Genomic DNA, 26,957 nt, shown 5'->3' with positions numbered 1-26,957 from the left:
TCGGAAGGTGGAACACCGGTGTTCAAGAAGATCCTGGTTGCCAATCGAGGCGAGATCGCCATTCGCGCATTCCGTGCCGCTGTGGAGCTCGGAGCACGGACGGTCGCGGTGTATCCCTACGAGGACCGCAACTCGCTTCACCGCCTGAAAGCTGACGAGGCATACCAGATCGGCACCGTGGGACAGCCAGTCCGGGCCTACCTCGACGTCGCGGAGATCCTGCGCGTCGCGAAGGAATCCGGTGCCGACGCGATCTACCCCGGCTACGGCTTCCTGAGTGAGAACCCAGAACTCGCGCGGGCCGCCCAGGACGCGGGAATCGCCTTCATCGGGCCGCCCCCTCGGGTCCTCGAATCGGCGGGCAACAAGGTCACGGCCAAGAACCAGGCGATCGCCGCGGGGGTGCCGGTGCTCGCCTCGAGCCAGCCCTCCACCGACCTCGACGCCCTGTGCGCCGCCGCCGAGGAGATCGGCTTCCCGATCTTCGCCAAGGCGGTCGCCGGCGGCGGCGGGCGGGGTATGCGGCGCGTCGAGCGCCCGGAGGACCTGCGTGAAGCGCTCGAGTCTGCGATGAAGGAGGCGGACAGCGCCTTCGGCGACCCGACGATGTTCGTCGAGCAGGCCGTGCTCCGCCCACGCCACATCGAAGTCCAGATCCTCGCCGACGAGCACGGCAACGTCGTGCACCTCTTCGAGCGCGACTGCAGCGTTCAGCGACGCCACCAGAAGGTCGTCGAGATCGCCCCTGCGCCCAACCTCTCGCAGGAGGTGCGGGAGCAGCTCTACGCCGACGCGGTCGCCTTCGCCAAGTCCATCGACTACGTGAACGCGGGCACCGTGGAGTTCCTCCTCGACACGGCCGGCCCCCGAGCCGGGCAGCACGTGTTCATCGAGATGAACCCGCGCATCCAGGTCGAGCACACGGTCACCGAGGAGGTGACGGATGTCGACCTCGTGCAGGCACAGATGCGCGTCGCCTCGGGCGAGCGCCTCGACGACATGGGGCTCGAGCAGCACCAGCTGGAGCTGCACGGTTTCGCGCTGCAGTGCAGGATCACGACCGAGGACCCATCCCAGGGGTTCCGCCCGGACACGGGAGTCATCACGACCTACCGCTCCGCAGGAGGCTCTGGCATCCGCATCGACGGAGGCACCATCGCGACCGGCGCCGAGGTGCTCCCGCACTTCGACTCGATGCTGATGAAGCTCACGGCCCGCGGGCGCGACTTCCCGGCTGCGGTGCGGCGCGCTCGACGCGCGCTGTCCGAGTTCCGCATCCGCGGCGTCGCCACGAACATCCCCTTCCTCCTCGGTGTGCTCGACGATCCCGACTTCCAGCGCGGGGACGTCGCGACCGACTTCATCGAGAAGCGCCCGGGGCTGCTCGAATACCGTCGCCCGGGCGACCGCGGCACGAAGATCGTGAACTGGCTGGCCGACGTCACGGTCAACGCACCGCACGGCGTGCGCCCGACCTCCGTCGAGCCGCGGACGAAGCTGCCCGCGCTCGACACCTCCGTCCCGCTTCCCGCCGGGCGGCGTCAGGAGCTCTTGGACCTCGGCCCCGCGGGGTTCGCAGCCCAGCTGCGTTCAGAGAAGCGCCTCGCGGTCACCGACACCACCTTCCGTGACGCACACCAGTCGCTCCTCGCGACGCGCGTCCGCACCCGCGACCTCGTCACGGCTGCGCCCTACCTCGCGAGACTCACGCCCGAGCTGCTGTCCATCGAGGCCTGGGGCGGTGCGACGTACGACGTCGCGCTCCGCTTCCTCGGCGAGGAGCCGTGGGAGCGCCTCGCGAGTCTCCGCGAAGCCGTCCCCAACATTCCGCTCCAGATGCTGCTGCGGGGCCGGAACACCGTCGGCTACACGCCGTACCCGGAGGCCGTGACGAAGGCGTTCGTCCACGAGGCGACTGCGACCGGGGTCGACATCTTCCGCATCTTCGACGCCCTCAACGACGTCGCCCAGATGCGACCCGCCGTCGATGCGGTTCTCGAGACGGGAACGGCGGTCGCCGAGGTCGCCCTCTGCTACACCGGCAACCTCGCCGACCCCAACGAGCCGTTCTACACGCTCGACTACTACCTGCGCCTCGCGGAGCAGATCGTCGACGCGGGCGCGCACATCATCGCCATCAAGGACATGGCCGGGCTGCTCCGCCCGCAGGCAGCCTCGAAGCTGGTCACCGCGCTCCGCGACCGCTTCGATCTGCCCGTGCATCTGCACACGCACGACACGGCGGGCGGACAGCTCGCCACACTCCTCGCCGCCAGCGAGGCCGGTGTCGACGCCGTCGACGTCGCGAGCGCCCCCATGTCGGGAACAACGAGTCAGGCAAGCCTCTCGGCGCTTGTCGCGTCCCTCGAGCACACAGAGCGGGACACGGGCATCAGCCTCACGAACGTCACCGACCTCGAGCCATACTGGGAGGCGGTCAGGCTCGTCTACCGTCCCTTCGAATCCGGGCTCCCGGGTCCGACGGGTCGCGTCTACAAGCACGAGATCCCGGGAGGTCAGCTGTCGAACCTCCGGCAGCAGGCCATCGCGCTCGGCCTCGCGGACCAGTTCGAGCGCATCGAGGACATGTACGACGCAGCCGACAAGATCCTCGGCCGCATCCCGAAGGTCACGCCGTCCTCGAAGGTCGTGGGCGACTTGGCCCTGCACCTCGTGGCCGTCGGCGCAGACCCGGCCGATTTCGCCGAGAACCCAGGAAAGTACGACATCCCGGATTCGGTCATCGGCTTCATGGCCGGCGAGCTCGGCGAGCTGCCGGCCGGATGGCCGGAGCCGTTCCGCAGCAAGGTGCTCGAGGGGCGCGACATCAAGATCGAAGTCACGCCGCTCTCCGACACCGACGAAGCCGGGCTCGCGGGGGACAGCCTCGAGCGCAGACGGACCCTGAACCGCCTCCTGTTCCCACAGCCCACGGCAAGCTACGAGGACACCGTCCGGCTCTTCGGCGACCTCTCCGTGCTCGACACCCTCGACTACCTCTACGGGCTCGAACCCGGAGAGGAGCACGTCATCCACATCGGGAAGGGCGTGCAGCTCTTCGTGGGCCTCGAGGCCATCGGCGAGCCGGACGCTGACGGCATGCGCACGGTCATGGCGACCCTCAACGGACAGCTGCGCCCGGTCTTCGTCCGCGATCGCAGCATCAAGGTCGACACGATCGAACGCGAGAAGGCGGACAGCGGCAACCCCGGGCACGTCGCCGCACCGTTCTCCGGCGTCGTGACGCTCCGCGTCGAGGTCGGCGAACGCGTGGCGCAGGGGCAGACCGTCGCGACCATCGAGGCTATGAAGATGGAGGCCGGCATCACGGCACCTGTCGCGGGCGTCGTCGAGCGCCTCGCCATCTCCTCGCCGCTCGAGGTCGGCAACGGCGACCTCCTCGTCGTCGTCCGCCCTGGCGCTGAGCGTGCAGATGACTGAGCGCCCAGCCGCTGAGCACTTCGAGCTGCTCATCATCGGTGCAGGCTCCGGCAACACGCTCCCGCCCGGCGACGAGGGCGGGCCGAAGACGGCCATCGTCGACGACGGACCGCACTTCGGTGGCACGTGCCTCAACGTCGGGTGCATTCCCACGAAGATGTTCGTGCACGTCGCCGACGTGGTTCGAAACGCGCGGGATGCGCAGCGGCTGGGCGTCCATGACGTCCGCCTGCGTCCGTCCTGGCCGGAGGTGCGCGACCGTGTCTTCGGGCGGATCGACCAGATCAGCGAGGGCGGGGAGAGCTACCGCGAGCACGGGAACCCGCGCGTGACGCTCGTGCGCGAGCGCGTCGAGATGCTCGGCGACCGCGAGGTGCTGACCGCCTCCGGGCGCAGGCTGAGCGCGGAGACGCTGGTCATCGCCGCGGGCAGCCGGGCACGCCACCACGATGTGGTGCCCCTCGACTCCACGCTCGTGCACACCTCGGACACGATCATGCGCATCGACGATGTGCCGCGCCGCCTCGCGATCATCGGCGGCGGGTCCATCGCATCGGAGTTCGCCCATGTCTTCAGCGCCTTCGGCTCCGAGGTCACGCAGCTCGTGCGTGGGCGCGTGCTCTCCTCGCTCGACGCGGACGTCGCCGCGACGTTCACGGAGGCCGCCCGTGAGCGGTGGCGGGTCGAGACCGGCACCTCGGTCGTCGGCTTCTCCGAAGACGGTCGAGTCGCGACGCTCACGACGGACGCGGGGGAGCAGATCGAGGTCGACGCCGTGCTGGTGGCGATCGGACGCATCCCCAACACGGACACGCTCGGCACCTACGAGGTCGGCTTCGACCACCACGATGACGGCCGGTTGCGAGTGGACGCCTACCAGCGGGTGCTGCGCGACGGACACCCGGTCTCCGGGGTGTTCGCGCTCGGTGACATCGACTCGGAGCACCAGCTCAAGCACGTCGCCAACCACGAGGCGAGAGTCGTCGCGCACAACATCGCGGTCGAGCCAGGGCGCCGTCTCATGAAGAACACGCTCGGCCCCGTGCCGGACGTCGTCTTCACCGAGCCGCAGATCGCGAGCTTCGGAGTGACGCTCGAACGCGCCGAGCAGCTGGGCTACGACGCCTTCGAGGTGACGCACCAATATGGCTCGACCGCCTGGGGGTGGGCGCTCGAAGACGAGCGGAGCTTCTGTAAACTCGTCATCGCGCGGGGCAGCGCGACCATCCTCGGGGCACACATCGTGGGTCCGGATGCGGCGGTCCTGCTCCAGCCCCTCGTCCTCGCGGCGAGCTTCGGGCATTCCATCAGGGGCCTCGCGCGTGGCCAGTACTGGCCTCACCCCGCAGCGAGCGAGGTGGTCGAGAACGCGCTGCTGCGCGCCGAGGAGGAACTGTGACCGTTCGCCCCATCCGCTACTACGGTGATCCGGTGCTCCGGACGCCCGCAGAGCAGATCACCGTCATCGATGACCGCATCCGCAGCCTCGTCACCGACCTGCTGGACACGACGTCGCTCGACGGAAGGGCAGGCGTCGCCGCGCCGCAGATCGGCGTGGGACTCGCGGCGTTCTCGTACAACATCGATGGCGAGACCGGCTACGTGCTCAACCCGGTTCTCGAGAGCACGTGGGGCGAGCTCGAGGAGATCGACGAAGGCTGCCTGTCGGTTCCTGGCCTCTGGAACAAGACACCGAGGTACGAGCACGCGCGTGTGACCGGCATCGACCTGGACGGCGAGCCCGTGGTGCTCGAGGGAGCCGGGCTCATGGCGCAGATGCTGCAGCACGAGACCGACCACCTCAAGGGCGTCGTCTACATCGACACGCTTGCTGCTGAGCACCGCAAGGCCGCCATGCGCGAGATCCGTGGCAGCGAGTGGTTCGCGCCCGCGACTGCGGCCAGTGCGTCCACGGCGGGCAGGACCACGGCGAGCGCCTTCGGCCGCCCGACTCGCTGAGGGGCATGGCCGAAGGCGCAGGATCGGTGCTCTGCCGATCTACTTGAGCGTGATGCCCTGGGTCGCTGGCGCCGCGTTGTAGATGCCCTCGATGATCCCCTTGTACTTCTCGAGGATCACGTGGCGCTTGATGGACATCTTCGGCGTGAGCGTTCCGTTGGCCTCCGTGAACTCCCCGTCGAGCACGACGAACTTCCGGATCGACTCGGCCCGCGATACGCGCGTGTTCGCCCGATCGACCGCGTGCTGGATCTCGGCGAGCACCTTGGGGTGCTCGGCCGCCTGAGCGACCGTGAGGTCCGGATTCTCGCCGTTGTTGCTCAGCCAGGTCTTCAGCATCTCCGGGTCGAGCGTCACGAGCGCGGAGATGAAGGGACGCTGGTCCCCGACGACCACGATCTGCCCGACGAGTGGGTCGGCGCGAATCGGGTCCTCGAGCGCCGCGGGGGAGACGTTCTTCCCGCCGGAGGTGACGATGATCTCCTTGATGCGACCCGTCACCGTGATGTAGCCGTCATCGTCGATCGAGCCGAGGTCGCCGGTCTTGAACCACTCGCCGTCGAACGCCGCGGCCGTTGCCTCTGGGTTCTTCCAGTACTCGCGGAAGACGTTGATGCCCTTGACCTGCAGCTCGCCGTGCTCGTCCGTGCGGACTGCGACGCCGGGCAGCGCGGGGCCGACGGTCCCGATCTTGGACTTCTCGGCGAGGTTCACGGACGCCGGGGCCGTGGTCTCGGTGAGGCCGTAGCCTTCGAGGATGTTCACGCCGATGGCGCGGTAGAAGTGGCCGAGGCGGGAGCCGAGCGGTGCCGAGCCGGAGACGGCGTGCTTCACGCGGCCGCCCATCACCTCGCGAAGCTTCGAGTAGACGAGCTTGTCGAAGAGCTTGTACTGGAGTCCCAGCACGAGCGGCGTGCGGCCGGCGTCCTGCGACTCCGAGTAGCGCACGGCGACATCCGCCGCCTTCCGGAAGATCTTGCCGCGCCCACCGGCTTCCGCCTTCTGCTCAGCAGAGTTGTAGACCTTCTCGAACACGCGCGGAACTGCGAGCAGGAAGGTCGGGTGGAAGGTGCCGAGCGATTCGACCAGTTTCGTGGTGTCGTGCTGGTGTCCCACCTTCACGCCGCCGTAGATGCAGAGCACGGAGATGAACCGCGCGAACACGTGCGCGAGCGTGATGAACAGCACGGTGGATGCGCCAGGGTAGATGAGCGCGCCCAGCGGGTCCTTCACGTTCCGGCAGAGCTCGACGAAGTTCGAGTGCATGATGACGCACCCCTTGGGGCGCCCCGTGGATCCTGACGTGTAGATGAGCGTCGCGATGTCGTCGCCGTTCGCGATGCCGCGCCTGCGCTCGATCTCAGCGTCGTCGACGTCGGCCCCGAGCCTGGCGAGTTCATCGATGGCGCCTGCATGCAGTGCGTAGCGCACGCGGAGGCTCGAGACGGTGTCGGCGATCTCGTCGAGCTTGTCGTCGTGCTCGGGAAGCTCGGAGATGATGCCGACCGCCTCCGAGTCCTCGAGGATCCACTCGATCTGCGCCGACGAGCTCGTCTCGTACACCGGCACCATGACGGCGCCCGCGTACCAGAGGGCGAAATCGACGAGCGTCCACTCGTAGTTCGTCTTCGCCAGGAACGCGACGCGCTCGCCGACCTCGACGCCGGCGGCGACGAAGCCCTTCGCGAGGTCGTTCACCTTGGCGTGGAACTCCTTGACGGAGACATCGCGCCAGCGATCGCCGTCCGGCAGTCCGAAGAGGGCGAGGTCCGGCGATTCTCGAAGTCTGTACTGGAGCAGGTCGGTGGTGTTCCAGCTCGGCTCCGGGCTGACTACGGCGGGGGTCTCGGATAGCTTCATTGCAACTCCTGAGTGTGGTCCTGGTCGTGAGCCGCCTGGACGTCCATCGGCCGGGGTCATCCGGCTTCACGTCCAGTGGCCTTCAACCCTACCGTTCCGGACACGGCGAGCGGCGCACCGGTGCGTGGCATGTCCCGAGTACACTGATGTGCCATCGCCTATCGGGAGGCCACGCATGTTGTATTGGGTGCTCAAGCATCTCTTCGCAGGGCCCTTGGTGCGCGCGACGTTCCGCCCGTGGGTGCGGGGAATCGAGAACATCCCCGCGAAGGGGCCGGTCATCCTGGCGTCGAACCATCTCTCGGTCGTCGACTCGTTCTTCATGCCGCTCTCGATCGACCGCCGCGTGTACTTCCTCGCGAAGAAGGAGTACTTCACCGGCACCGGCATCAAGGGCTGGCTGACCGCGCAGTTCTTCAAGTCCACCGGCATGCTCCCCATCGATCGAGGCGGCGGAGCCGCGAGCGAGGCGTCCCTCCAGACCGGGCTCCGCGTCCTCAGCGAGGGCCGCGTGCTCGGCATCTATCCGGAGGGAACGCGCAGCCCGGACGCGCGCATGTTCCGCGGCCGGACAGGCATCGCCCGCATGATCATGCAGGCGGACAAGCCGGTCACCGTCGTACCGGTCGTCATGGTCGACACCGAGCGTGTCCTGCCGATCGGCGCGAAGGTGCCGCGGCTGCGCAAGGTCGGCATGGTCTTCGGCGAGCCGCTCACCTTCACGCGCTACGAGGGCATGGCGGCCGACCGGTTCGTGCTCCGCTCCATCACGGACGAGATCATGAGCGAGCTGCACGCCCTCAGCAACCAGGACTATCGCGACATCTACGCCTCGTCCATCCGAACCAAGATGGACGCAGAGGCCAAGGCGCTCGCCGCCGCGCAGAAGCCCTGAACGCGCGAGAGCCGGTGATTGCTGTCAGCGATCAGACGAGCACAGCGCGCGCTGCCCCGGGTAGTGTCGGGCCGTCCGGCGTGAGATTCAGAACAACCAGTGCTGCAGCGCGTGAGCTGTCAGCGTGAGATCCGAGACATGAGATCAGAGAAGCGAGCATGAGCCAATTCACCTCCACCCGCACAGAGTCGATCCCGACGCCTCCCGGCGTGCTCGAGGGCCTCGACGCGTGGCGCGAGCTGCCGATCAGGCAGCAGCCGCAGTGGGGCGACGCGACGAAGGTCGCGAGCGTCTCCGGTGAGCTCGCGTCCCTGCCGCCGCTCGTCTTCGCGGGCGAGGTCGACAGGCTGCGCGATCGTATCGCCACGGCCGCGGCCGGTCAGGCATTCGTCCTCCAGGGTGGTGACTGCGCCGAGACCTTCGCGGGGGCGACCGCCGACAAGATCCGAGCGCGCGTGCGCACGATCCTGCAGATGGCCGTCGTCCTGACCTACGGTGCCTCGATGCCCGTCGTCAAGATGGGCCGGATGGCCGGGCAGTTCGCGAAGCCCCGCTCGAGCGACAACGAGACGCGCGGCGACGTGACGCTGCCCGCCTACCGCGGCGACATCGTCAACGACTTCGACTTCACGACGGAGGGGCGGACGCCGGACCCCGAGCGCATGCTCCGCGGGTACCACACGGCGGCATCCACGCTGAACCTCGTCCGCGCCTTCACGACCGGCGGGTTCGCCGATCTCCGCGAGGTGCACTCCTGGAACCAGGGCTTCGCCGCGAACCCCGCCAACGCGCGCTACGAGCAGCTCGCCGCCGAGATCGATCGCGCCGTTCGCTTCATGGCGGCCGCCGGGGCCGACTTCTACGCGCTGCGTGATGTCGAGTTCTTCGTGGGCCACGAGGGACTCCTCATGGACTACGAGCGCCCCATGACCCGCATCGACTCGCGGACCGGCCAGCCGTACGACACCTCCGGTCACTTCATCTGGATCGGCGAGCGGACGCGTGACCTCGACGAGGCGCACGTCGACTTCTTCAGCCGCGTCAAGAACCCGATCGGTGTGAAGCTCGGGCCCTCGACAACTCCGGACACCATGCTGCGGCTCATCGACAAGATCGACCCGAACCGTGAGCCGGGGCGCCTGACCTTCATCACGCGCATGGGCGCCGGCAAGATCCGCGACGCCCTTCCGCCCCTGCTCGAGGCCATCAAGGGCGCAGACGCGCAGCCGCTGTGGATCACCGACCCGATGCACGGTAACGGCATCACGACCCCGAACGGCTACAAGACGCGTCGCTTCGACGACGTGGTTGACGAGGTCAAGGGCTTCTTCGAGGCGCACCGCGCCGCGGGGACGCACCCGGGCGGCATCCACGTGGAGCTCACGGGCGATGACGTGACGGAGTGCCTGGGCGGCTCAGAGCAGATCGACGAGAAGACGCTCGAGACGCGCTACGAGTCGCTCTGCGACCCGCGCCTCAACCACATGCAGTCCCTCGAGCTCGCGTTTCTGGTCGCTGAGGAGCTCCGCGCCGCGAAGCGCTGAGCCGAGTCGCAGAGATTCGAGAAGAGGCGCACCCTGGCAAACAGGGTGCGCCTCTTCTTGGGCGTCGAGCAAGCACGTACGGCCGTGCTACCGGCGTCGAGCAAGGACGAAGCCTTGCGCGCAACGCTCCGAACGCCGGGCCGCTCGATCGAGCCTCGCGACAAGGTCGAAACCGCCTGTGCTGAGAGCCGCGACGACGTCACCTGTCCGGTAGAGGAAGGCTCGAAGCTCCACTTCGTGGCCGTAAGGCTGGTCCAGGTCCCGGTGACCCTCGCCGGACTGGTAGCCGAGAAGGACGAGGCCGCCGGGTCGGAGGACGCGAGCGAATTCGGCGACGACCGCGGAAAGACGTGTCGGATTCGTGTGGATGATGGAGTACCACGCGAGGATGCCCTCGAACTCACGATCCGGATATCCGGTGCTGCTGAGTTCGGCGGAGGTGAATCTCGATCTGGGGTGGGCTTTTCGTGCCAGGTGGAGCATTTCAGCCGAGACATCTATCCCGGTGATCCGGAGCGACGGTGAGAGCGTTTGGAGATAGGCAATCATCCGGCCGGCACCGCAACCCGCGTCGAGGATATGAGCATCCGAACGTTCCGACATCTCCTGCGTGAACGCCTCGACCATCGCGAGATCGAGTGACGCTTCGAACTCTGTGTCTGGAATCAGGTTGGCGTAATCGCGGGCTACCGCGTCGTAGGCGGCACGCGTCTGCTCGCTCAGGTCTTCGTCCACGGGGCGAGAGCCTAGCGGACGGACAGAGTCCCGGACCTCGATGACGCTCGTTCGAGGCGAGTTTCGGCCCTCGTGCGCCACCAAGCGTGCGCAGTCGGTGGGTTCCCGGACGCGCCAGGAGCTAGAGCGTCGCCGTCGCGGTCAGCGTGACGTTCGAGCCCGCAGGAACCTCGACCCCGGCCGCTGGAGACTGCGTCGACACCACGAACTTGATGACCGGGTTCGGGTCGTTGACGATGCCAGGGGGCACGTTGTGGCCCACGGTGAGCCCGAGCCCCTCCAATTGCGAGATCGCCTCAGCGATCGGCTTCCCGACGACGTCGGGGAGCGTGACCGGTGCCGGACCTCGCGAGACGGAGATGTTGATCGTGTCTCCCGGGACAACCGGGTCCGTCGTCGTGGAGAACGCGATGACGACGCCGCTCGCAACCGACGCCGAGTACTCGCGGCTGGAGACGTTCACCACGAGGCCAGCCTCTTCGATCAGCTGGGTCGCGTTGGCTTCCGTCTCGCCTGCGACGTCGGGAACGACGCCGGCTGAGGCGATCAGTCGAATCGGCTGGCCTTCAGCGAGGGTCGCGGGCAGCGGAGCCCCGTTGTTGTCGGTCGCGGAGAGGACGATGTCCGCCTCCTGATCGGAGAACTGCCGCAGCGTCGTCGCGGGATCGTAGGTGAACCCAGCCTCGGTGATCGCACCCTCGGCCTCGTCGAGGGTGAGCCCTTCGAGATCAGGCACGTCGAGCATCTCAGGTCCAGCAGACACGACCAGCGAGATCGGGGTCTCCGGCGCGAGGGAAGTGCCCGCCTGCGGGTCCATATCCATGACCGTGCCCGCCGCGACGTCGAGCGAGAACTCCTGCGTCACGTCGCCGACGGTGAAACCAGCGGCCGTGATGGCCGCCTCGGCATCCGCCTGCGTCAAGGAGACCGCCTGGGGAACCGTGTCGTACGACCCCGGCCCGAGACCGAACCACCACCCGACACCGCCGGCGGCGGCGATCAGCGCGATGACGATCACGGCGATCACGGCGCCGAAGCGGCGCCGCTTGCGCGCGCCCGACTCTGCCGTCGTGGTCGCCGGAGGGAGCTTGGGGGAGAGGTCGGTCGCTGTCTCCTCGGGGAAGAGGGCAGGGCTGGCCATCACAGGCGGCGAGCCCGGCGTGAAGGGCTCGACGTGCCCATCGAACGCGTCGGGGGGCGAGGACGCCGAGGAGAGCTGGCTGGTGATGGCCGCCAGCTCGGTCGGGTCGGTGTCCTCGATGTCCTCGTCGCCCGCCTGGGCGATCACAGCCGTCGGCGGGAGCGGACGCGCGGACTGCCCGAGCTCGGCCTCGGCACGACGGAGGGCCTCGAGCATGACGCCAGCGTCGGCGGGGCGCAGCTCCGGGTCGCGTTCCGTCGACCACGCGACGAGCTCGTCGAGCTCGTGGGGGACGTTGGGGTTCACCTCGCTGGGCGCAGGCACCGTCTCGTTCGCATGTCGGTACGCGATGTTCACGGGCTGATCGCCGCGGTACGGCTGCTCACCGGTGAGCATCTCGAAGAGCATGATGCCGAGCGAGTAGATGTCGCTGCGCACATCCGCCGTGCCCTTGGTCACGAGCTCCGGGCTCAGGTACGCGATCGTTCCGAGGAGCACCTGGCCCGTCGCCGTGTTCGCGCTCGCCGCCCTGGCCAGCCCGAAGTCGCTGAGCTTGATGCGGCCGTCGTCGGCCAGCAGCACGTTCTCCGGCTTGAGGTCGCGGTGGACGATGCCGAGCTTGTGCGCGGCCTGCAGGCCCGCCAGGACGGCATCCATGACATCGATGGACTGCTCGGGGGTGAGCTTGTGGTGGTCGTGCAGGAGGTCCCGCAGCGTGATGCCCGGGATGTACTCCATCACCATGTACGCGAAGATCTCGTCGTCGCCCTGGTCGTAGACGTTCACGACGTTCGGGTGCGTGATCTTCGCAGCGGAGCGAGCCTCGCGGATGAATCGCTCGCGGAAGCGCTCGTCGGCAGCGAGGTGATCGTGCATCACCTTGATGGCGACGCGGCGTTCCAGGCGCAGGTCAGTGGCGACATAGACCGTAGCCATGCCGCCCTTGGCGATCAGAGAGCGCACTTGATATCGGCCGTCGATCAGACGGCCGATCATGTCGTCGGGACCAACGGGACTCACGTCGTGCAGGATAGCCCGAGCAGGCGGTCAGCCCCCGGATGAAACACCGGACGCCGCCGATCAATCGCATCGGCTCGCATCCGCGGGCGGCGTCTGCGACGATGTGAGACGTGAGTGACGTCTTCAGTACCCGCGAGTGGTACACGATTCCCCAGGCCGCTGCCGAGCTCGGCGTCTCGACGGGGCGCGTGTCGACCCTGATCGAGGACAAGCAGCTGCTCTCGTTCCGCATCGAACGCGAGCCGCGCATCCCGCGAGAGTTCATCAAGGACGGGGAGCCGCTCGTCGGCCTCCGTGGCACGCTCTTCCTGCTCGCGGACGCGGGTCTGAGTGCACACGAGCAGATGGTCTGGCTCCTGAGCGTCGACGAGACGCTCGGCGTCGCCCCCGTGGACGCGCTCGTCGAGGGCCGCAAGACGCAGGTTCGTCACGCGGTGCAGCTCCTCGCCATCTGAGGCGCCCGCGCACCTGCATGGACGGGGACCGAACGTCCTAGGGCGCTCGTGGCTGCTGCGCTGCGGGTCTGCGGCCCTGTCAGTGTGCGCGGTGCGCGGTGCGCTCCGCGAGGTCCTCGAGTAGCTGCCGCGACTCGCTGTCGAGTTCTATCGCCGCCAGGCCGGTGAGCGCCTCGCGCAACGACGTGCTGATGAGATCCTCGGTGCGCTGAAGTCCACCTGACTCGGCGATGAGGGACTGCATCCACGTGATGTCGGCGTCGCTCAGATCCGGGTCGCCCAGGAGCTCGTCGAGACGCGCCGAGTCATCCGGTGCCGCCAGCTCCTGCGCTGCAGCGATCATGAGCGTGCGCTTTCCCTCCCGCAGGTCGTCACCGCTCGGCTTGCCGGTCACTGCCTCGTCGCCGAAGACGCCGAGGACGTCGTCCCTGAGCTGGAAGGCGAGTCCGAGCGGCAGTCCGAACGACCGGATCTGCTCGACGTGCGAGTCGGATGCCCCGCCGAGCAGCGCGCCGAGCACGAGCGGCTCCTCGACGCTGTATCGCGCCGATTTCGAGATGGCGATGGTCTTCGCTCGGGAGGCTCGTGCATCGATGGGCACAACCGGCCACGCGACCTCTTCAACGAGGTCGAGGTACTGCCCCACGGTCACCTCGCTGCGCATCTTGCTGAACTCCGCCCGTGCACGAACCGCGTTCTCAGGGGAGACGAGGGCGCAGGCCTCGACGAAGAGCTGGTCGCTCCAGACGAGCAGGAGATCACCGAGCAGGATCGCGGCGCTCAGGCCGAAGTGCGTCTCATCGCCTGCCCAGGCCGACGCGCGGTGATGGCGTGCGAAGGCGCGATGCGTGGAGGGGGCGCCTCGCCGCGTGTCAGAGCGATCGATGATGTCGTCGTGGACGAGAGCGGCGGCGTGGAAGAACTCGATCGAGGCAGCGGCGCGGACGACGGCCTCAGTGTGCTCGCTCGTGCCGGTCGCGCTGCCGAAGCCTGCGGCGCAGAAGGACGCGCGAAGTCGCTTGCCGCCCGTCGTGAAGCTCGCGGCCTGCTCGAGGAAGGCGGGCACGTCGACGCCGATCGGGCCGAGAACTCGCAGGTTCTCGTCGATTGTTGCGTCCAGACGACGCTGGACTTTGGAGGACAGCGAGGAACTCTCAGACACGACACCACTCTACCCAGGTGTGCGCGCCTACAATGGGCGCAATACTTCGGAGCGGGGCTCCGATCGCCCCCTTGAGCACGAGGTCAACATGGCACTATCTGAGCAAGAGCAGCGGTTGCTTGATGAGATGGAGCGCAGCTTCTATCAGAACGATGCGGACGTTGTCTCCACATCGCCGAGAAGCGGTGCTGCGGTCACCACGCGAGCCGTCGTCGTCGCGTTTCTTTCCGTCGCGGTCGGCATCGGCGTCGTCGTCGCCGGCGTCGCCACCAACATCCCTGTCCTGGGGGTCGTCGGGTTCGTCCTGATGCTCGCGGGCGTGGTCTACGCGTTCGCGGCCCCGAAGGGCGCCTCAGAATCTGATCCGCTGCCGACCGGTCGTCCGTCGCCGAAGCGCGGCGAGTCTTCGGATGGGTCCTTCATGGACAAGCTCGGCAATCGCTGGGACAAGCGGCAGCAGGGGGAGTAGCGGGAGCGGGCGCCCAGCGGCCCCACCTCGCACCACCACCGTCACCCACCACCACCCACCACTTCGCACCACCATCGGGACCGGCCACCTGGCCGGTCCCGTTTTTTGCGCCATGGATTGCGCCAACTAGCTCCACTTCCCTCCACCATGCAGAGGCCAGTAATTTACTGGCCTCTTTTCGCATTCGCAGGGAGCAAATCGGGTGTTTGCGTAGCTAGGTGGTTGGTTGTGGAGTAAAGTGGAGCTTGTGGGGATTCAGCGACGGGGAGGGAGGCGTGCATGTTCCTTGGCACGTACTCGCCCAAGCTCGATGAGAAGGGGCGGCTCATCCTTCCGGCCAAGTTCCGGGATGAGCTCGCGGAGGGCGTCGTGCTGACCCGTGGGCAGGACCGCTGCGTCTACGTCTTCTCGACGAGCGAGTTCGAGGAGCTCCACAACCGCATCCGTCAGGCGCCCGTCACGAGCAAGCAGGCGCGCGACTACCTGCGCCTCCTGCTGTCCGGTGCGCACGCGGAGACGCCAGACCGCCAGAACCGCGTCACGATCCCGCAGCAGCTCAGGCAGTACGCCGGACTCGACCGCGAACTGGCCGTCATCGGGGCCGGAACGCGCGCCGAGATCTGGGACGCCGAGGCCTGGAACACCTACGTCGAGGCCAACGAGGCCGCCTTCTCCGAGACCGCTGAGGAGGTGATCCCGGGACTCTTCTGACCCTGACCGCCGATTCTCAGCCGTTCCGCTCTGAAGCGCCTTCCCTCGCGGCAGAGCACAGCAGTACCGCAGGAGCCCCATCTGAAGCCACTTCCCCGGCGGCAGATGGAATCTCCACTTCGCTCCCCTCGCCCTCCCCGGCGGGGAGAGAGAACGGATGGGAATCAGTGATCAGGGAGGAACCCGAAACGTCATGACAGAGAACAACCAGAACGTCCAGGACAGTGGGGGCAGCGAGCGCGACCCCGCGATGCTGCACACGCCGGTGCTCCTCGAGCGATGCGTTGAGCTCCTTGCGCCGGCCCTGCAGAGCCCCGGCAGCATCTACGTCGACGCGACACTCGGCATGGGCGGGCACAGCGAGGCCGTCCTCGATCGCTGCCCGAATGCCCGGCTGGTCGGCTTCGACCGCGACTCGGAGGCCCTTGGGCTCGCCGGCCGTCGGCTCGCTCGCTTCGGCGACCGCGTCACGCTGGTGCACGCCGTCTACGACGAGTTCGCGTCGTCACTCGACAACCTCGGCATCGGCACGGTCGACGCCGTCTTGTTCGACCTCGGGGTGTCCTCGCTGCAGCTTGACGAGGCCAGTCGCGGCTTCTCGTACATCCAGGATGCGCCGCTCGACATGCGCATGGACGCCACGAAGGGCGTCACGGCAGCCGAGATCGTCGCGTCCTACGGTGAGGACGAGCTCAGGGAGCTCTTCTACCGCTACGGCGACGAGAAGCTGGCGCCCCGGTACGCGAGCTGGATCGTGCGAGAGCGCGCCCAGGCGCCGATCGAGACCACCGGGCAGCTCGTCGATGTGCTCCAGCGCGCGACCCCGGCGGCCAAGCGCGACGCGGGTCACCCGGCGAAGCGCGTCTTCCAGGCGCTTCGCATCGAGGTGAACGCCGAACTGGGCGCCCTCGAGCGCGCGCTGCCACAGGCGCTCGACCGTGTCGTCGTCGGCGGCCGCGTCGTCGTCGAGGCCTACCAGTCGCTCGAGGACCGCTTCGTGAAGCGACTCTTCGAGGCGAAGACCACGTCGACCGCGCCAAGCGGACTGCCGGTCGAGCTTCCCGAGCACAAGCCCGAGTTCTCGCGCCTCGTGCGCGGAGCCGAGCGCGCCGGTGCCGCAGAAGGCGAGATCAATCCACGAGCACTGCCCGTGCGCCTGCGCGCGGTTGAACGAGTAAGGAGTCCACGGGCATGACGGCAGCAACGAGCATCCTTCGAGGATCCACGGCACCCCGTCGGTCCAAGGCGGCCCCCAAGAAGCAGGCGCAGTCTCCTCGGCTGCGCCTCGTCGAGGCGCCGAGCGCTCGGCGCCTGCCGAGCCTGCGCTCGATCATGATCTCGCTCGGCATCCTCGCGGGCGTGTTCGTCACCCAGCTCGCCCTGAGCATCGCGATCTCGCAGGGGGCCTACGAGGTGAGCGGCCTCGAGCAGACCCAGACGGAGCTGCAGCGCGAGGAGTCGGCCGCGCTCGAGGAGCTGAGCGCCATGTCCTCGGCGCAGAACCTCGCCGTCGAGGCCACGAAGCTGGGCATGGTCCCCACCGACTCGCAGGCGTTCCTGCAGGTCGGGAGTGCCTCACTCGCGACGGACGCGAGCTCCACCGGCACATCCGCGCCCATCAACACGGGTCTCGTCACCAACGAGGTGACGCAGCCGGCACCGGCTCCCGCCGCCGACGGAGTTTCACCGCAGCAGGCAGCCGCGCCTGAAGTAGCGTCTGTCACCGAGCTGCGCTCTCCCTCGACGAGGTAGAACCACGAGGAGGCTGAGGCGCCGAGAGGCCACTCAGCTGGGAGCAGAGCCGAACAAGGGGGAGGACCACCGTGTCACCGAAAGTGTCCAGGCGCAGGGCTGGCCTCGTCATCATCCTGGTGACCGCAGTGCTCATCGCCTTCGGGGTCCGCCTGATCGACGTGCAGCTCGTCTCGGCCTCGACCATCAACGCCGACGCCGAATCGAAGCGCGGCGTCTCCAGCACGATCTTCAGCGAGCGCGGGTCGATCGTCGACAAGAACGGTGAGATCCTCGCCGACTCCGCCGACCGCTTCGACCTCACGGTCGCTCCCGTGAACGTCAAGGAGTTCGACCGCACCGGTGACGATGGCAAGACCAGCGAGGTCTCGCGCGAGCAGGCGCTCGGTGAGATCGCCGCGATCACCGGCCAGCAGCAGGCAGAGCTCGTCGGCGTCGTGGATGCGGCCCTCGCGATCGACCCCAACAGCAACTTCGCGTACCTCAGCCGAGGCCTCGAGCTCGCGGCCTACGAGAAGATCCGTGCGCTCGAGATCCCATGGATCTACCCGAAACGTGAAGCCGCCCGCGTGTACCCGAACGGGCAGGTGGCGGGCAACCTCACCGGCTTCCTGGGTGCAGACGGCGAGCCCCTCGCCGGCCTCGAGCTCTCGGAGAACCAGTGCCTCGCCGGCATCGACGGCGAGGAGACCTACGAGCGCAGTGCGGACAACGTGCGCATCCCCGGTACCGAGGTCACCCTCACCGAGGCCAAGCAGGGCGGCACGCTCAAGCTCACGGTCGACGCCGACCTGCAGTGGTACGCCCTGCAGGTGCTCGCCGAGCAGGTCACCGCGATGGGCGGAAAGTGGGGGCACGCGACCGTCATGGAAATCGAGACGGGGAAGGTCCTCGCGGTCGCCGACTACCCCTCCGTCGACCCCAACGACCCGGGCGCCACGGCAACCGAGGCTCGCGGCTCGCGCGCGTTCACCGCACCGTACGAGCCAGGCTCGACGATGAAGGCCCTCACCGCAGCCATGGTCTTCGACAAGGGGCTCTCAACGCCGGGCGAGCAGATCACCGTTCCCGGCCGCTTCGAGCAGACCGACGTGAGCTTCGGCGACGACTGGGCGCACGGCGACGAGCGCTGGACCGCGGCCGGCATCATGACGCGCTCCTCCAACATCGGCATCGCCATGATGGGCGAGCGCCTGAGTGCCAGCGAACGCTACGACTACATGCTCGACTTCGGGCTCAACGCCGACACCGAGGCCGACTTCCTCGGCGAGGAGTCCGGCACCGTCCACCCGTGGGAGGACTGGGACCCGCAGACGAACTACGCCACGATGTTCGGTCAGGGCCTGCAGGTCACCGCCCCCCAGATGGCGAGCGCCTACGCGACCATCGCGAACGGCGGACAACGGCTCCCCGTCCAGCTCGTCGAGGGCTGCGAGACCGAAGACGGCTTCCAGGAGACGGAACCGGGCGAGCCGCGTCAGGTCGTCTCCGCACAGGCGGCAGCCGACACGCTCACCCTCCTCGAGGCCACGGCACAGAGCGGAAGCCTCGCCAAGCAGGTCGCGATCCCCGGGTACCGAGTCGGAATCAAGACGGGCACGGCCGAGGTCTCGGCGGGCGACGGCACCTACCTGCAGGGGCAGTACATGGCCTCCATGGCCGGAGTCGCCCCAATCGACGACCCGAAGTACGTCGTGACGGTCTCGATCATGAACCCAACTACGATGACTGGAAGCGCCGCCACCGCGCCAGCATGGCACGATGTCATGGCGTACGTACTCCAATCCAACCGGGTGGCACCATCGCCGAGTCCGTGGCCGACCATACCGACCACGTTCTGATCCGCACTACTGCACAGGAAGTCATGCCCGCAGCAAGCATCCGTCCATCCCATCCAGTGCCGCGCTCGCTCTCTGAGCTGTGCGCGCACTTCGGACTCGACGCCCCAGAAGGCGTCGACCAGGTCGAGGTGACCGGCGTCTCCATCTCCTCGATGGATGTCGAGTCCGGCGACCTCTACGTGGGGCTGCCCGGCGCGCGAGTGCACGGCGCCAGCTACGCCGCGAAAGCCGAGGAAGCTGGCGCCGTCGCCATCCTCACCGACGCGGCCGGTGCCGCACTCGCCGGCGAGGTCGGCGTTCCCGTGCTCGTCACGGAGGAGCCCCGCCTGGCGCTCGGCGACGTCTCCGCCTGGATCTACCGAACCGACCCCGACCAGCCGAAGCTCTTCGGCGTCACAGGAACCAACGGCAAGACCTCTGTCGTCTACATCCTCGACGGGCTCCTGCTGCAGCTCGGCGTCGTCACGGGCCTCACGACCACGGTCGAACGCCGCATCGGCGAGGAGCGCATCGAGGCGAACCTGACCACCCCGGAAGCGAGCGAGCTCCACGCTCTGCTCGCCCGCATGCGCGAAGTCGGGGTCCACGCGGCGAGCATCGAGGTGTCCGCCCAGGCCGTGACGCGTCACCGTGTCGACGGCATCGAGTTCGACGTCGTCGGCTTCATCAACCTCTCGCACGACCACCTCGACGACTACGTCGACTTCGAGGAGTACTTCGGCGAGAAGCTCAAGCTCTTCACCCCGGAACGCGCGCGGCGCGGCGTGGTCTCGCTCGACTCCGAGTGGGGCGCGCGGGTCGTCGAGGACTCCCGCATCCCCGTCACGACGATCTCCTCCAAGCCCGGAACCGAGGCCGACTGGAACCTCGTCGTCACGGGCGCAGAAGGCGGCAGCACGAGCTTCACGCTCACGAGCCCGGACGACCGAGTGCTGCACTCGAGCATCCCGATGCCCGGCTGGTTCTCAGCGGCGAACGCCGGGCTGGCGATCGCGATGCTCGTCGAGTCCGGCTACGACCTCGGCGAGATCGCGGAAGTGCTCGAACGTGACGGCGGCATCGACGCCTTCGTGCCCGGACGACTCGAGCTGGTCTCCGGAGACAAGGGGCCGCGCCTCTACGTGGACTACGGGCACACCCCCGACGCCTTCGAGCAGACGCTCGGCGCCCTCCGGGAGATGACCACCGGCCGCCTGTTCATGGTCTTCGGCGCCGATGGCGACCGTGACCGCACCAAGCGCCCGGAGATGGCACGGGTCGCGGCAGCTGGCAGCGACGTCGTCATCATCACCGACTACAACCCGCGCACCGAGGACCCTGACGAGATCAGGAAGGTGCTCGTCGAGAGCGTGAAGGCGAGCCACCCTGACCGGGAGCTGCACGAGATCGCCGACGCGAGCCTCGGGCTGCGCAAGGCGGTTTCGCTCGCAGGGCCGGAGGACACTATCCTCGTTGCCGGCCCAGGCCACGAGAGCTACACCGAGGTCGCGGGCACCAAGATCCAGTATTCGGCACGAGACGAGGCCAGAGCGGCGCTCAGGGAAGCAGGGTGGTGAGCGGATGATCGAACTCCGACTTCGCGAGATCGCTGACATCACCGGGGGAGAGGCACGTCCCGTGGGCGACGACACGCTCGAGAGCGTGTTCAGCGGCACCGTCGACACCGATTCCCGACTCATCCGTCCGGGCGACATCTTCGTCGCCAAGCCGGGCGAGGTCACCGACGGGCACCGCTTCGCCCCGAAGGCCGTCGAGAACGGCGCCTCGCTCCTCATCGTCGAGCGCGCCCTCGACCTTCCCGTCACGCAGGTCGTCGTCGACGACGCCGTCCTCGCCCTCGGACGCCTCGCAACCGAGGTCGTGACGCGCGTGAAGTCCCGCGGACAGCTCGTCACGATCGCGGTCACCGGGTCGAACGGGAAGACGACGACGAAGAACCTCCTCAACGAGATCTTCTCGGCGCGAGGCGAGACGGTCGCGCCCATCGCCAGCTTCAACAACGAGGTGGGCGCCCCGCTGACGTTCCTGAAGCTCACAGAGGAGACGCAGACCCTCATCGCCGAGATGGGCGCGAGCGCTCCAGGCGAGATCCGCAGGCTCATCTCGATGGCCAAGCCGGACGTCGGCATCGTGCTGACGGTCGGCCTCGCGCACGCGGGCGAGTTCGGCGGCATCGAGGTCACGCTCACCTCGAAGACCGAGATGGTGCAAGGGCTCGTGGCGGGGGACACCGCCGTGCTCAACGCCGACGATGCGCGCGTCGCCTCGATGGCAGACAAGACCGACGCGAACGTGCTGTGGTTCGGTCGAGGCGAGCGAGCGGACGTTCGCGCGAGCGAGGTCTCGACGAGCCTCGACGGGACGGAGTTCACGCTGCACCTTCCCGAGCAGGAACCCGTCGTTGTCCGCTTCAACGTGATCGGGGAGCACCACGTCACCAACGCGCTCGCCGCGGCGGCGGCCGCCCACACGCAGGCGGTGCCGGCCACGGAGATCCGTGACGCCCTCCAGCGCGTGACACGCGCCGAGCAGTGGCGTATGGAGCTCCAGCACGCCGGCTCCGTGCACCTCATCAACGATGCCTACAACGCGAGCCCAGACTCCATGGCCGCCGCCCTCAAGACGATCGCTCAGATCGCGCCGAGCGGCGCCCGCACGGTCGCGGTGCTCGGCGCCATGAGCGAGCTCGGGGATGCCTCCATCGAGGAGCACGACCGCCTCGGACTCCTGGCCGTCCGCCTCGGCATCGACCAGCTCATCGTCGTCGGCCGCGACGCCCGCGCGCTGCACCTCGGAGCGATCGCCCAGGGCTCCTGGGATGGGGAGTCGATCTTCGTCGAGTCCATGGATGAGGCGTACGAGCTGCTGGTCCGTGAGACGCGCCAGGGTGACCTGGTCCTCGTCAAGTCTTCGAACTCAGCGGGCCTCCGACACCTCGGAGACCGTTTCGCCGAGCACCTCAGGGGGCACTTCGCGTGATTGCGATCCTTATTGCCGGAGGTGTCGGGCTGGCGTTCACGCTGTTCATGACGCCACTCTTCATCCGCCTGTTCCACAAGCTCGAGTGGGGCCAGTTCATCCGCGAAGATGGGCCGGAAGCCCACCACTCGAAGCGCGGAACCGCGACCATGGGCGGCATCGTCTTCATCGTCGGCTCCGTGCTGGCGTACTTCATCGCGACGCTGGCCACGGGCGACCAGGTCACGGCCGCCGGACTCCTCATCCTCGGCATGATGGTCGGCCTCGGTGTCATCGGCTTCATCGACGACTTCCTGAAGGTCCGCAAGCAGCAGTCCCTCGGCCTCGGTGGCTGGTCGAAGATCGTCGGGCAGGTGATCGTCGCCGGGCTGTTCGCCGTCATCGGCCTGCAGTACCGCAACCCCGACGGCGTCCCGGTCCTCTCGACGCACATCTCGTTCATCCGAGACCTGCCGATCGACTTCATGGCGCTCGGCGCCATCGCGGGAACGATCGCCCTCATCGTCTGGATCGTCGTCATAACGACGGCGACGTCGAACGCGGTGAACGTGACGGACGGCCTCGACGGCCTCGCGACCGGTGCGTCGATCATCTCGATCGGCTCCTACGGCATCATCGCCTACTGGCAGTTCAACCAGGCCTGCGGCACGGAGCGCCTGGCCGAATCGCTCGAGTCGGCCTGCTACACGGCATACGCGCCCCTCGACGTCGCCATCGTGGCGGCAGGCATCGCCGGTGCGCTCATCGGGTTCCTCTGGTGGAACACCTCGCCTGCGCAGATCTTCATGGGAGACACGGGTTCGCTCGGTCTCGGCGGCGCGATCGCCGCCTTCGCCATCATCACCCGCACCGAGCTGCTGCTCGTCCTCATCGGCGGCCTCTTCGTCATGACGACCGGCTCCGTGATCGTGCAGCGCATCTACTTCAAGCTCACCAAGGGCAAGCGCATCTTCCTCATGAGCCCCATCCACCACCACTTCGAGCTCAAGGGCTGGGCCGAGACCACGGTCGTCGTCCGGTTCTGGATCATCGCCGGACTCTGCGCCGCGCTCGGCATCGGACTCTTCTACGCCGAGTGGGGAGTCACGACGTGACCCGCGAGGGAGCAGGCCGCGAGGTCGACGGTCTCCGGAGCTGGCACGACGACTGGACCGGCCTGTCGGTCGCGGTGCTCGGCCTGGGCAAGACGGGGTTCTCCGTCGCGGACACCCTCGCTGAGCTCGGCGCCAAGCCGCACGTCATCGCGCAGTCGCACGATGACGAGCGTGAGCGCATCCTCGAGGTGCTCGACGTTCCCGTGACGATCGCCGACAGCGACGAGTCCGCCGTCGACGCGCTCAGGGCCCTGGAGGCCGACCTCATCGTCGCGTCTCCTGGTTTCGCCCCGAGCCACCCGCTCATCATCGCCGCCGACGCCCTCGACGCGCCGGTGTGGGGTGACGTCGAGCTGGCCTGGCGGCTCCGCGACAAGTTCGGCGACCCCGCCCCCTGGCTGGCCGTCACGGGGACGAACGGCAAGACGACGACAACCCAGCTCGCAGCGCACATGGGACTGGCCGCGGGTATCAGCACGGCCCCCTGCGGCAACATCGGCGTCCCCGTCCTCGATGTGCTCCGCGACCCCGCCGAGTTCCAACTGCTCGTGGTCGAGCTCTCGAGCTTCCAGCTCCACTCCCTGCACTCCATGTCGGCGCACGCCGCGGTCGTCCTCAACATCGCCGACGACCACCTCGACTGGCACGGCGGCGCTGAGGCCTACCGCGCAGCGAAGGGCCGCGTCTACGAGCGAGCCCAGATCGCGTGCGTCTACAACAAGGGCGACGAGGCGACACTCGACCTCGTCGAGGCGGCCGACGTCGTCGAAGGATGCCGCGCTATCGGGTTCGGGACCGATGTGCCGGGGCCGAGCGACTTCGGCGTGGTCGACGGAATCCTGGTCGATCGTGCGTTCCTCGACGACCGAGCCCGCACCGCCCTCGAGCTGACGACGCTCGAGGAGCTGCGCCCGCGCGGTCTCTCCTCGAAGCACCTCGTGGAGGACGTGCTCGCCGCGGCCGCCCTCGTGCGGGCCGTCGGTGTCCCCGTCGCCGCGATCTCCGAGGCGCTCTCTACCTTCTCGGTCGATCGGCACCGCCACGAGATCGTCGCTGAGGCCGCCGGGGTCCTCTGGGTCGACGACTCGAAGGCGACGAACGTCCACGCCGCCGACGCCTCGCTGGCCGCGCACCGCAGCGTCGTCTGGCTGGTGGGAGGGCTCCTCAAGGGAGTCGACATCGCGCCGCTCGTCGCCAAGCACGCCGGGCGCCTCCGCGGTGCGGTGGCCCTTGGAACATCCCGATCCGAAGTGGCCGACGCGTTCGCGCAACACGCCCCGGAGGTCGCGTTCATCGAGATCGACGTGAGCGACACTGACTCCATCATGGGACGCGCCGTGGCGGAAGCCGCGCGGCTCGCGCAGGACGGTGACACCGTGCTGCTCGCTCCGGCGGCCGCCTCCATGGATCAGTTCGTGAGTTACAGCGACCGCGGCCAGCGTTTCGCGCTCGCCGTCGCGTCGCACCTTGAAGGGGGCCGGCATGCCGAGACAGAAGGCTCCCAGGACCGCACCTCCGAGCCGGACGCCAGCGCCGAATAGGCCAAGCACGGGGCCGACGGCTGGCGGTTCCGCACGCAAGAGCTCCTCGAGCGCCGTCGTCGTCTCGCTCGGGAAGCGCATCCGTGGCGTCAACCGCAACTTCGTGCTCCTGCTCTCGATCACGCTCTTCCTGGTCGCCTTCGGCATCGTGATGGTGCTCTCGAGCTCCTCGGTCGAGGAGTTCGCGGGTGGCAACGCCGTCTCGGCGCGGTTCGTCAGCCAAGCCACGTTCGCGGCGCTGGGCATCCCGCTCATGCTGTTCGCTTCCCGGATGCCGCTGCGGTTCTGGAAGCGGATCGCCTGGCCAGCCCTCTTCGTCGCCGTCATCCTCCAAGCGCTGGTCTTCACCCCCATCGGTGTCGACGTCAACGGCAACCGGGCCTGGATCGACCTCGGCTTCACGACGATGCAGCCCGCGGAGGCGCTCAAGGTTGCGCTCGTGCTGTGGCTCGGCCTCATCCTCGGGCGCAAGCAGGGCAAGCTGCACGTCGCCAAGGAGGTCGCGGTTCCGATCCTGCCCGTCCTCGCCCTGAGCTTCGGCGTCATGGCGCTCAGCAAGGACCTGGGAACGATGATCGTCGTCGGCGCGCTCGTTCTCGGAGCGCTCTACTTCGGCGGCGTCGCATCCAAGTTCCTGTGGCTCGCCGGGTTCATCGCGGTGGCTGCCGCGCTCCTGCTGTCGATCTTCAGCGACAACCGCATGGCCCGCATCACGAACTTCTTCGGCGGAGACGTCGACTACGAGACCTGGGGCTGGCAGAGCGCGCACGGGCTCTACGCCCTCGCCGCTGGCGGCCTGTTCGGCTCGGGGCTCGGCAACTCGAAGGCCAAGTGGTCCTGGCTGCCGGAGGCCGACAACGACTTCATCTTCGCGATCATCGGCGAGGAGCTCGGGCTCGTCGGGGCGATCATCGTCATCGGCGTCTTCGTCCTGCTCGCGGTCGTCCTCGTCCGCATCTACCACGAGGCGGAAGACTGGACGGCGAAGACCATCGTCGGTGCAGTGACCACCTGGCTGATCTTCCAGGCGTTCGTGAACATCGCCGTCGTCATCGGCTTCCTGCCGGTCCTCGGCGTGCCATTGCCGCTCGTCTCCTCCGGCGGATCGGCGCTCATCACGACCCTCTTCGCAATCGGCATAGTCTTGTCGATCGCCCGCAACCCGAAGCGATCGGAGTCCCGCACGTGACCAACTACCTGCTCGCCGGAGGCGGCACGGCCGGCCACGTCAACCCGCTGCTCGCGGTCGCGGATGCGTTGCGTGAGCGCGACCCCGACTCGAAGATCCTCGTGCTCGGCACGAAGGAGGGCCTTGAGGCCCGGCTCGTTCCCGCGCGCGGCTACGAGCTCCTCACGATTCCGAAGCTGCCCTTCCCGCGCCGCCCGGGCATGCAGGTGCTGACCTTCCTGCCTCGACTCCGTGAGACGGTTGCCTCCGTGCGCCGCATGCTCGACGAGCACAGCATCGACGCGGTCGCCGGCTTCGGCGGCTATGCCGCAGCCCCCGCCTACCTGGCCGCGAGGGGGCGCGTGCCGACCGTCGTCCACGAGGCCAACGCCCATCCCGGCATGGCCAACAAGCTCGGGGCGCGCTGGGCGAAGCGCGTGGGCGTCGCCTTCGACGGCACGCCCCTCCGCGGCGCCGTGACCGTCGGGATGCCGCTCCGGGCTGAGATCGAGCACCTCGACCGCGCCGCGAAGCGCGACGAGGCTGTCGAGTTCTTCGGGCTGGCCCCCGACCGTCGCACGCTGCTGGTCACCGGCGGCTCGCTCGGCGCGAGGCGCGTCAACGAGACCGTCCGAGCCGTCGTCCCCGAACTCATCTCCGAGGGCTGGCAGGTTCTTCACCTCGTCGGGGGGCTCTCGAAGTTCGAGCACGACCACGTCGAGGGCTACCACGTGCTCGAGTACTGCGACCGCATGGACCTCGCGTTCGCCGCCGCCGACCTGGTCGTCGCGCGTGCGGGCGCATCCACCGTCAGCGAGCTCGGTGTCGTCGCCCTCCCGGCCGTCTACATCCCGTACCCTGCCGCCACCGGCGACCACCAGACCACCAACATCCGCTCCGTCCTGTCCGCAGGTGGTGCCATACGGGTGGCCGACGCGGACTTCTCGCCCGAGTGGGCGTCGAAGGAGCTCCTCGCCCTCGCCCGCGACGATGACCGCCGAGCCCGCATGGAGCAGGCGACTCGCGCGTCAGCCCAGCGCGACGGGGCCTCTCGGGTCGTTGCCCTCCTGGACCAGGCGGTCGAGGACGCTCGGACCGGCTAGGCACCGTCGGACGTGAAGGCGGAGTACCCTCGACCATCGACGCGGAAGAGACCGCGCAGCTCGCAGATCGAGCGAACTCAGGAGCAG

21 protein-coding genes are annotated in these 26,957 nt (G+C 68.2%); 17 read left to right on the top strand and 4 right to left on the bottom strand.

Annotated elements, in window-relative coordinates; all coding sequences use genetic code 11:
- Positions 1 to 18 precede the first annotated feature (18 nt).
- From ACQFZP_RS05360 to def, 3 genes are read left to right on the top strand one after another with little or no spacing between them, the layout of a single operon-like run.
- Positions 19 to 3,441 carry a pyruvate carboxylase gene (locus tag ACQFZP_RS05360; protein WP_211890528.1) on the top strand — a complete coding sequence of 1,141 codons (3,423 nt, stop codon included), beginning with the start codon at positions 19 to 21 and terminating at the stop codon, positions 3,439 to 3,441.
- On the top strand, positions 3,434 to 4,840 hold the full coding sequence (locus tag ACQFZP_RS05355; RefSeq protein WP_211890527.1) for a mycothione reductase: 1,407 nt from the start codon (positions 3,434 to 3,436) through the stop codon (positions 4,838 to 4,840). The genes ACQFZP_RS05360 and ACQFZP_RS05355 overlap by 8 nt, the downstream gene beginning before the upstream one ends.
- Positions 4,837 to 5,400 (top strand): peptide deformylase, encoded by a 564-nt coding sequence (gene def, locus ACQFZP_RS05350; protein ID WP_211890526.1) that lies wholly within the window; start codon positions 4,837 to 4,839, stop codon positions 5,398 to 5,400. Before ACQFZP_RS05355 ends, def begins: the two co-directional genes overlap by 4 nt.
- Positions 5,401 to 5,439: 39 nt before the next feature.
- On the opposite strand, the gene ACQFZP_RS05345 is transcribed toward def, so the two are convergent.
- A complete protein-coding gene (locus ACQFZP_RS05345; protein WP_179556818.1) occupies positions 5,440 to 7,260 on the bottom strand; it encodes an AMP-dependent synthetase/ligase in 1,821 nt (606 codons plus the stop codon).
- Positions 7,261 to 7,435: 175 nt separating this feature from the next.
- Here ACQFZP_RS05345 and ACQFZP_RS05340 point away from each other — a divergent pair, with 175 nt between their 5' ends.
- A complete protein-coding gene (locus ACQFZP_RS05340; protein WP_104252817.1) occupies positions 7,436 to 8,155 on the top strand; it encodes a lysophospholipid acyltransferase family protein in 720 nt (239 codons plus the stop codon).
- Between the two features lie 158 nt (positions 8,156 to 8,313).
- Positions 8,314 to 9,699 carry a class II 3-deoxy-7-phosphoheptulonate synthase gene (locus ACQFZP_RS05335; RefSeq protein WP_104311831.1) on the top strand — a complete coding sequence of 462 codons (1,386 nt, stop codon included), beginning with the start codon at positions 8,314 to 8,316 and terminating at the stop codon, positions 9,697 to 9,699.
- 87 nt (positions 9,700 to 9,786) lie between these two features.
- Here the strand turns inward: ACQFZP_RS05335 and ACQFZP_RS05330 are convergent, their stop codons facing one another.
- Positions 9,787 to 10,434, bottom strand: coding sequence for a class I SAM-dependent DNA methyltransferase (locus ACQFZP_RS05330; RefSeq protein WP_211890525.1), 648 nt, complete (start codon positions 10,432 to 10,434; stop codon positions 9,787 to 9,789).
- 121 nt (positions 10,435 to 10,555) lie between these two features.
- The gene (gene pknB, locus ACQFZP_RS05325) at positions 10,556 to 12,571 is read right to left on the bottom strand and encodes a Stk1 family PASTA domain-containing Ser/Thr kinase (RefSeq protein WP_179557155.1); all 2,016 of its coding nucleotides are present in this window, start codon (positions 12,569 to 12,571) and stop codon (positions 10,556 to 10,558) included.
- A 134-nt stretch (positions 12,572 to 12,705) separates the two neighbouring features.
- Here pknB and ACQFZP_RS05320 point away from each other — a divergent pair, with 134 nt between their 5' ends.
- Entirely contained in the window at positions 12,706 to 13,050 is a 345-nt protein-coding gene (locus ACQFZP_RS05320; RefSeq protein ID WP_104252820.1) for an Rv2175c family DNA-binding protein, read from the top strand.
- A gap of 79 nt (positions 13,051 to 13,129) precedes the next feature.
- Here the strand turns inward: ACQFZP_RS05320 and ACQFZP_RS05315 are convergent, their stop codons facing one another.
- Complete coding sequence (locus tag ACQFZP_RS05315; protein ID WP_104311834.1) at positions 13,130 to 14,212, bottom strand: polyprenyl synthetase family protein; 1,083 nt, start codon at positions 14,210 to 14,212, stop codon at positions 13,130 to 13,132.
- Positions 14,213 to 14,300: 88 nt separating this feature from the next.
- Between ACQFZP_RS05315 and ACQFZP_RS05310 the strand changes: the two genes are divergently transcribed.
- From ACQFZP_RS05310 to murG, 11 genes are all read left to right on the top strand, one after another.
- The gene (locus tag ACQFZP_RS05310; protein ID WP_104311835.1) at positions 14,301 to 14,681 is read left to right on the top strand and encodes a DUF3040 domain-containing protein; all 381 of its coding nucleotides are present in this window, start codon (positions 14,301 to 14,303) and stop codon (positions 14,679 to 14,681) included.
- A gap of 279 nt (positions 14,682 to 14,960) precedes the next feature.
- Positions 14,961 to 15,392, top strand: a complete 432-nt coding sequence (mraZ, locus tag ACQFZP_RS05305) for a division/cell wall cluster transcriptional repressor MraZ (RefSeq protein ID WP_104252823.1) — start codon at positions 14,961 to 14,963, stop codon at positions 15,390 to 15,392.
- Positions 15,393 to 15,642: 250 nt separating this feature from the next.
- Positions 15,643 to 16,587: a 16S rRNA (cytosine(1402)-N(4))-methyltransferase RsmH gene (rsmH, locus tag ACQFZP_RS05300; RefSeq protein WP_374100753.1), complete on the top strand. Its 945-nt coding sequence runs from the start codon at positions 15,643 to 15,645 to the stop codon at positions 16,585 to 16,587.
- Positions 16,584 to 17,144: a hypothetical protein gene (locus ACQFZP_RS05295; RefSeq protein WP_211890523.1), complete on the top strand. Its 561-nt coding sequence runs from the start codon at positions 16,584 to 16,586 to the stop codon at positions 17,142 to 17,144. The genes rsmH and ACQFZP_RS05295 overlap by 4 nt, the downstream gene beginning before the upstream one ends.
- A gap of 71 nt (positions 17,145 to 17,215) precedes the next feature.
- Positions 17,216 to 18,985 (top strand): peptidoglycan D,D-transpeptidase FtsI family protein, encoded by a 1,770-nt coding sequence (locus tag ACQFZP_RS05290; protein WP_104311839.1) that lies wholly within the window; start codon positions 17,216 to 17,218, stop codon positions 18,983 to 18,985.
- A 23-nt stretch (positions 18,986 to 19,008) separates the two neighbouring features.
- On the top strand, positions 19,009 to 20,541 hold the full coding sequence (locus ACQFZP_RS05285; protein ID WP_211890522.1) for a Mur ligase family protein: 1,533 nt from the start codon (positions 19,009 to 19,011) through the stop codon (positions 20,539 to 20,541).
- Between the two features lie 4 nt (positions 20,542 to 20,545).
- Positions 20,546 to 21,964: a UDP-N-acetylmuramoyl-tripeptide--D-alanyl-D-alanine ligase gene (locus ACQFZP_RS05280; RefSeq protein WP_211890521.1), complete on the top strand. Its 1,419-nt coding sequence runs from the start codon at positions 20,546 to 20,548 to the stop codon at positions 21,962 to 21,964.
- On the top strand, positions 21,961 to 23,058 hold the full coding sequence (gene mraY, locus ACQFZP_RS05275) for a phospho-N-acetylmuramoyl-pentapeptide-transferase (protein WP_104311842.1): 1,098 nt from the start codon (positions 21,961 to 21,963) through the stop codon (positions 23,056 to 23,058). The genes ACQFZP_RS05280 and mraY overlap by 4 nt, the downstream gene beginning before the upstream one ends.
- Complete coding sequence (murD, locus tag ACQFZP_RS05270) at positions 23,055 to 24,599, top strand: UDP-N-acetylmuramoyl-L-alanine--D-glutamate ligase (RefSeq protein ID WP_211890520.1); 1,545 nt, start codon at positions 23,055 to 23,057, stop codon at positions 24,597 to 24,599. Before mraY ends, murD begins: the two co-directional genes overlap by 4 nt.
- On the top strand, positions 24,541 to 25,788 hold the full coding sequence (gene ftsW, locus ACQFZP_RS05265) for a putative lipid II flippase FtsW (protein ID WP_151423396.1): 1,248 nt from the start codon (positions 24,541 to 24,543) through the stop codon (positions 25,786 to 25,788). Before murD ends, ftsW begins: the two co-directional genes overlap by 59 nt.
- Positions 25,785 to 26,870 carry an undecaprenyldiphospho-muramoylpentapeptide beta-N-acetylglucosaminyltransferase gene (gene murG, locus ACQFZP_RS05260; RefSeq protein WP_211890519.1) on the top strand — a complete coding sequence of 362 codons (1,086 nt, stop codon included), beginning with the start codon at positions 25,785 to 25,787 and terminating at the stop codon, positions 26,868 to 26,870. Before ftsW ends, murG begins: the two co-directional genes overlap by 4 nt.
- Positions 26,871 to 26,957 lie beyond the last annotated feature (87 nt).

It is taken from the genome of Pseudoclavibacter sp. Marseille-Q434, assembly GCF_050315415.1.
Lineage (GTDB): Bacteria > Actinomycetota > Actinomycetes > Actinomycetales > Microbacteriaceae > Pseudoclavibacter.
The sequence above is the reverse complement of the archived record's forward strand: the minus strand, read 5'-3'. Positions and strand labels throughout refer to the sequence as shown.

Coding starts and splice junctions, on each gene's coding strand:
- ACQFZP_RS05355 (WP_211890527.1), top strand. CDS start 3,434: ATGACTGAGCGCCCAGCCGCTGAGCACTTCGAGCTGCTCATCATCGGT.
- ACQFZP_RS05345 (WP_179556818.1), bottom strand. CDS start 7,260: ATGAAGCTATCCGAGACCCCCGCCGTAGTCAGCCCGGAGCCGAGCTGG.
- ACQFZP_RS05340 (WP_104252817.1), top strand. CDS start 7,436: ATGTTGTATTGGGTGCTCAAGCATCTCTTCGCAGGGCCCTTGGTGCGC.
- ACQFZP_RS05335 (WP_104311831.1), top strand. CDS start 8,314: ATGAGCCAATTCACCTCCACCCGCACAGAGTCGATCCCGACGCCTCCC.
- pknB (WP_179557155.1), bottom strand. CDS start 12,571: ATGATCGGCCGTCTGATCGACGGCCGATATCAAGTGCGCTCTCTGATC.
- ACQFZP_RS05310 (WP_104311835.1), top strand. CDS start 14,301: ATGGCACTATCTGAGCAAGAGCAGCGGTTGCTTGATGAGATGGAGCGC.
- mraZ (WP_104252823.1), top strand. CDS start 14,961: ATGTTCCTTGGCACGTACTCGCCCAAGCTCGATGAGAAGGGGCGGCTC.
- rsmH (WP_374100753.1), top strand. CDS start 15,643: ATGCTGCACACGCCGGTGCTCCTCGAGCGATGCGTTGAGCTCCTTGCG.
- ACQFZP_RS05295 (WP_211890523.1), top strand. CDS start 16,584: ATGACGGCAGCAACGAGCATCCTTCGAGGATCCACGGCACCCCGTCGG.
- ACQFZP_RS05285 (WP_211890522.1), top strand. CDS start 19,009: ATGCCCGCAGCAAGCATCCGTCCATCCCATCCAGTGCCGCGCTCGCTC.
- ACQFZP_RS05280 (WP_211890521.1), top strand. CDS start 20,546: ATGATCGAACTCCGACTTCGCGAGATCGCTGACATCACCGGGGGAGAG.
- ftsW (WP_151423396.1), top strand. CDS start 24,541: ATGCCGAGACAGAAGGCTCCCAGGACCGCACCTCCGAGCCGGACGCCA.